A 5,193-nucleotide genomic window follows, 5' to 3' on the forward strand; every position below is an offset into this window, starting at 1 on the left:
ACCCCGCTGGCCCTCGCCGCCGCCTGGCAACCCCGGCTACGGCTCGGCACCGCGATCACGCCGGTCTTCACCCGGGGCCCCGGGCTGCCCACGCTGCTGGCCGCCCTCGCGCAGGTCTTCGTGCGCGGTGTCGCTGTCGACTGGACGCCCTGCCTGACCGGCGGGCGTCTCGTCGACCTGCCCACCTACGCCTTCCAACGGCAGCGCTTCTGGCTGGAGGACGACACCGCTGCCCCCGACACCCCGTTCTGGCAGGCCGTCGACCGCGGCGACCTCGCCGACCTGCTCGGCGTCGCCGCCGACCGCCCCCTCGACGAGGTTCTCCCCGCGCTGCGCGCCTGGCGACGCCAGGGCACCGACCCCGGCCTGCGCTACCGCGTCGACTGGCCGGTCCGGGACGTCACCACCGCCCCCCGCCCCGGCCGCTGGCTGATCGTCGTCCCCGACCTCGACCTCCCGATGACCGCAGGCCTCCTGGCCGCCGGCGGTCCGGACGTGATCGCGGTGCCGGCCGGCGCACTGCCCACCATCGACCCGGGCCAGATCGGCGGCGTGCTGTCCCTGCTCGCCCTGGACGAGCGCCCCGACCCGGACCACCCACACCTGTCCCGTGGCCTGACCGGCACCTCGGCGTTGCTCCGCGACCTTCCGCCGGGCACCCCGCTCTGGGCCGTCACCACCGGCGCGGTACGCGTCGGCGACGAACCCCGGATCAGCCCGCACCAGGCCACCGTGTGGGGGTACGGCCGGGTCGCCGCCCTCGAACTCCCCGACACCTGGGCCGGCCTCGCCGACCTGCCGGAGAACCCCGACGCGCACAGCCTCGCCCGGCTCTGGGCGGTGGTACGCAGCACCACCACCGAGGATCAGGTCGCCATCCGGGACACCGGCGTCCACGTCCGACGTGTCGTACCGGCAGCCCCGCCCACCACCCCGACCACTTGGTCGCCCCGCGGCAGCATCCTGATCACCGGCGGCACCGGCGCGCTCGGCGCGCACGTGGCCCGCTGGCTCGCTGGCGCGGGCACCCCCCACCTGGTGCTGACCAGCCGGGCCGGCGCCGACGCCCCCGGCGCGGACCAGCTGCACAGCGAACTGACCGCGCTCGGCGCCCGCGTCACCATCGCCGCCTGCGACGTCGCCGACGCCGACGCCCTCGCCGACCTGCTCGACACCATCGGGGACCTGACCGCCGTCTTCCACACCGCCGGCGCCCTGCGATTCGCCGCAACACTCGACGACGATCCGGCCGGGCTCGCCGAGGTCGCTGCCGCCAAGGTCGCCGGCGCCGCCCACCTGGACCGGCTCCTCGCCGAGACCCCGCTCGACGCATTCGTGTTGTTCAGCTCGATCGCCGCGCTCTGGGGCAGCGGCGAGCAGAGCGGGTACGCCGCGGCGAACGCCTACCTGGACGCCCTCGCCGACGACCGGCGAACCCGGGGCCTGACCGCCACCTCGGTCGCCTGGGGTCCGTGGGGCGACGGCGGGATGGTCGACGCCGGCACCGAAACCCTGCTGTTCCGGCGCGGACTGCCGGTCCTCGACCCGCAGACCGCTGTCGCCGCGCTGCGTCAGGCCGTGGACGGCGACGAGACCTACGTGGCGGTCGCCGACGTCGACTGGTCCCGTTTCGCCCCCATCTTCAGCGCCGCCCGACCCCGGCCGTTGATCGACGACCTGCCGCAGGTGCGGGCGCTGGTCGGTCAGACCGTCGAGCAGACCGCCACGCCGCTGGCCGAGACGCTGGCCGCGCTGGCCCCGGCCGAGCAGGAACACCACCTGCTCACCCTCGTCCGTGGCGTCACCGCCGCCGTCCTCGGTCACGCCGGGCCGGACGCGGTCGGCGCGGAGCAGGCGTTCCGCGAGATGGGTGTCGACTCGCTCACCGGCGTGGACCTGCGGGACCGGCTGCGCCGCGACGTCGGCTTCGCGCCGCCCGCCACCCTCGTCTTCGACCACCCGAACCCGCTCGCGGTGGCCCGCTACCTACGCGACCGGCTGCTCGACCAGCCCGCCACCGCAGCACCGGTCCCGGCGTCGACAGTGGCACCCGACGACGACCCGATCGTCGTGGTCGGCATGTCCTGCCGATTCCCGGGCGGCGTGCAGGGACCCGACGACCTGTGGCGGCTGGTCGCCGACGAGGCCGACGTCATCTCCGGCTTCCCCGCCGACCGTGGCTGGGCACTCGACGCGCTCTACCACCCGGACCCGGACCACCAGGGCACCGCGTACACCCGCTCCGGCGGCTTCCTGCACGACGCGGCGGACTTCGACGCCGACCTGTTCGGGGTGAACGGCCGCGAGGCCCTGGCGATGGACCCGCAGCAGCGGCTCCTGCTGGAGACCGCCTGGCAGGCCCTCGAAGACGCGGGCCTGCCGCCACGGGCCCAGCGCGGCCGGCGGACCGGCGTCTTCGTCGGCGGCGCCCACCTCGGGTACGGGGAGGGCGCACCGCCACCACCCGGGGTCGAGGGGTACCGCCTGACCGGCAACGCGACAAGCGTGATGTCCGGCCGGGTCGCCTACACCTTCGGCTTCGAGGGGCCGGCCGTCACCATCGACTCGGCGTGTTCGTCGTCGCTCGTCGCCCTGCACTGGGCGGCCCGCGCGCTGCGGCAGGGGGAGTGCACGCTAGCCCTGGCCGGCGGCGTCGCGGTCATGTCGAGCCCGGCGGTCTTCGTCGAGTTCAGCCGGCAGGGTGGACTCGCGCCGGACGGCAGGTGCAAGGCCTTCGCCGCCGGTGCCGACGGCACCGGTTGGGCCGAGGGCGTCGGGTTCGTGGTCCTGGAACGGATGTCGGACGCCCTGGCCAACGGGCACACAGTGCTCGCCGTGATCCGGGGCAGCGCGGTCAACCAGGACGGCGCGTCCAACGGACTGACCGCCCCGAACGGGCCCGCGCAGCAGCGGGTGATCGTCGAGGCGCTGGCCGACGCCGGCCTGTCCACGGCGGACGTCGACGTGGTCGAGGCGCACGGCACCGGCACCACACTCGGCGACCCGATCGAGGCGCAGGCGCTGCTCGCCACGTACGGGCGGGGTCGACCGGCCGAGCAACCACTGCTGCTGGGCTCGCTCAAGTCGAACATCGGGCACGCCCAGGCCGCCGCCGGCATCGGCGGGATCATCAAGATGATCCAGGCGATGCGGCACGGCCTCGCGCCCCGGACCCTGCACGTGGACGAGCCGACACCGCACGTGGACTGGTCGGCCGGCGCGGTGCGGCTGCTGACCTCGGCGCAGCCGTGGCCGGAGACCGGTCGGGCGCGCCGCGCGGCGGTCTCGGCGTTCGGGGTGAGCGGCACCAACGCCCACGTCATCCTCGAACAACCTGCGCCCGTCGCGCAGCCCGACGTGACCGCCCCGGGCCCGGTCCCGTCGACGCGACAGCTTCCGTACGTTCTGTCCGGACGCTCCGACCGGGCGCTGCGGGCCCAGGCCGAACGGCTCCTCGCCGCCGGTGTGGACCGGCACGTCGAGGCCGGAACCGGCGTGACCCTCGCCCGCTCCCTGGCCACCACCCGCTCCGCCCTGGAGCACCGGACGGTCGTCCTGGCCGCCGACGCCGACGCCCTGCGGTCCGGCCTGCACGCCGTCGCGGCCGGTGAGCCCGGCCCGTCGGTCATCGGCGGAACCGCCACCGCCACCGGCAAGCTCGCCTTCCTCTTCACCGGCCAGGGCAGCCAACGCCCGGGTGCCGGCCGAGACCTGTACGCCACCGAACCGGTCTTCGCCGCAGCGCTCGACGAGATCCGGGCCGCGTTCGCCCCGCACCTCGACCGCCCGCTGCTCGACGTCATGTTCGCCGAGCCGGGCACCGGTGACGCGGCCCTGCTGGACCGCACCGAGTTCACCCAGCCGGCGCTCTTCGCCCTCGAAGTGGCCCTGTACCGCCTCCTCGAAGCGCGCGGCGTGACAGCCGACTACCTGCTCGGCCACTCCATCGGTGAGCTCGCCGCCGCGCACGTCGCAGGCGTCCTGTCCCTGCCCGACGCCGCACGGCTGGTCGCCGCGCGGGGCCGGCTGATGCAGGCGCTCCCCTCCGGCGGTGCGATGGTGGCGATGCAGGGCACCGAGGCGGAGATCCGGCCACTGCTGACCGGCGACGTGTCGATCGCCGCGGTCAACGGCCCCGACTCGGTGGTCGTCGCCGGCGACGCGGACACCGTCGACCTGCTCGTCGAGCGGTGGCGCGCGGACGGGCGACGGGCCAAGCGGCTCAACGTCAGCCACGCCTTCCACTCCGCGCACATGGACCCGATGCTCGCCGAGTTCGGCCGGATCGCCGCCGAACTCACGTACGCGCCGCCGACGATCCCGCTGATCTCCGACCTCGCTGACCTTCGCCGACGCGCTCGACGCCGAGGAGGAGCGGCTCGCTCGGGCTACGCGCGGCGGCCCGGACACCCACGCCGCGCACCGGGCGTTACGTAACTACTCGTACGCTGCCCGAGGCCGCTACGCCGAGCAGGTGCAGCGGTGGTTCGCGCACGTCCCACGGGAACGGATCCACGTCGCCCGGACCGAGGACCTGCACGCCGACCCGGCGGGCACCTACCGCGCGATCCTGGACTTCCTCGACCTGCCGGCCTTCACACCCGAGGCGTTCACCCGGCACACCCGCCGCGTCGACGAGGGCGCCTCGCAGCTCACCCCGCAGCTGCGGGATCGGCTGACCGCGTACTTCGCGCCGCACAACGCCCGCCTGGCCGCCCTGCTCGACTGGCCCGACCCCTGGCCCGCCGAGTCGGATTAACGAACGTCGGCGAGGATCCGGTCGACCGGCTGGTCGGCGCGTAGCAGCACGGGCACGTCGGTCACTGTGGTGCCACCGCCGGTCGCCCGCAGCGGTGCACCCACCGCACCGGTCTGCCTACCGGGTGCCGCCGGCACGGTCACCGGAACGTTCGACGCCGACCAGAGCACCAGCGTGCTCGACCCACCGCGGACGAAGGCGACCCCGTGCAGCTTGTCGGCCGCCGAGGCCGGCAGCGGGGTGACGGTGGCGCCCCGGGCCGCGTCGGCCAGGCTCGCCAACATCCGGCCGGCTTCGCGTTCGGTGCCGTCCGGGTCGAGCAGGCCGTAGCGGACCTCGCTGCCGGCCGCGTTGTTCGGGTTGTACGCCAACGGCAACCAACTGATCTCGCCGATCCCACCGGCGGCCAGCAGGGTGACCGTCTTGACCATCTC

At 74.9% G+C, this 5,193-nt stretch carries 3 protein-coding genes; 2 read left to right on the forward strand and 1 reads right to left on the reverse strand.

What is annotated here, in order from left to right:
* Together ACWCO3_RS31150 and ACWCO3_RS31155 are read left to right on the forward strand one after the other, a co-directional pair.
* The coding region (locus ACWCO3_RS31150) for an SDR family NAD(P)-dependent oxidoreductase (protein ID WP_450013455.1) at window positions 1-4,437 on the forward strand (4,437 nt) is incomplete at its 5' end.
* A complete protein-coding gene (locus tag ACWCO3_RS31155) occupies window positions 4,340-4,759 on the forward strand; it encodes a sulfotransferase domain-containing protein (protein WP_450013459.1) in 420 nt (139 codons plus the stop codon). The genes ACWCO3_RS31150 and ACWCO3_RS31155, both read left to right, overlap by 98 nt.
* On the opposite strand, the gene ACWCO3_RS31160 is transcribed toward ACWCO3_RS31155, so the two are convergent.
* On the reverse strand, window positions 4,756-5,193 hold a 438-nt coding region (locus ACWCO3_RS31160; RefSeq protein ID WP_450013457.1), incomplete at its 5' end, for a hypothetical protein. The genes ACWCO3_RS31155 and ACWCO3_RS31160 overlap by 4 nt on opposite strands.

The organism is Micromonospora sp. NPDC002411 (assembly GCF_053592955.1).